This is a genomic window from Mesorhizobium sp. 43Arga, assembly GCF_053714255.1.
This window is the reverse complement of sequence record NZ_JBSKBO010000048.1, coordinates 1-556: the sequence shown is the minus strand read 5'-3', so window position 1 is coordinate 556 and position 556 is coordinate 1. Positions and strand designations below refer to the sequence as shown.

At 60.1% G+C, this 556-nt stretch carries 1 protein-coding gene; it reads right to left on the bottom strand.

Annotated features, from left to right (window positions below):
• Positions 1–375 (bottom strand): hypothetical protein (locus ACWGS8_RS35165; RefSeq protein WP_454585207.1); only part of this gene is annotated, 375 nt, incomplete at its 3' end.
• Between the last annotated feature and the right edge of the window lie 181 nt (positions 376–556).

The following is a 556-nucleotide window of genomic DNA, read 5'->3' as shown; positions in this document are numbered from 1 at the left end:
CCTCTTCGCCGGTACCAACAGCGCTGTGCAATGTTCGTTGTTGATGATCATGCCCCCGCTGCTCACGAGGTTGCTCCTGTCAAGTGTACTCGTCAGCTCGTCCTGGGCCTCGCGCGTCTTGGCCAAGTGCCCTTCAAACAGCGCTGGCGCGATTTGTCGGGCTTGCTGCTCTTGCAAGACGGCGTGTTGCACCTGCGACCCAGCTGGTAAAATAGCTTCCGCGTGGATTGCGGCAGGCTCGTGCGGAAGGCGCTCCTCCCTCAGTCGGTTTTGCAGCGCCTGCCGACGCTCCATGGCGAGGCTTTGCGGATTATCAGTCCTCTGCCTCTTCGCCGGTATCAACAGCGCTGTGTAATGTTCGTTGTTGATGATCATGCCCCCGCTGCTCACGAGGTTGCTCCTGTCAAGTATACTGGTCAGCTCGTCCTGAGCCTCGCGCGTCTTGGCCAAGTGCCGTGCAAACGGCGCTGGCGCGATTTGTCGGGCTTGCTGCTCTTGCAAGACGGCGTGTTGCACCTGCGACCCAGCTGGTAAAAAAGCTTCCGCGGGGATTGCG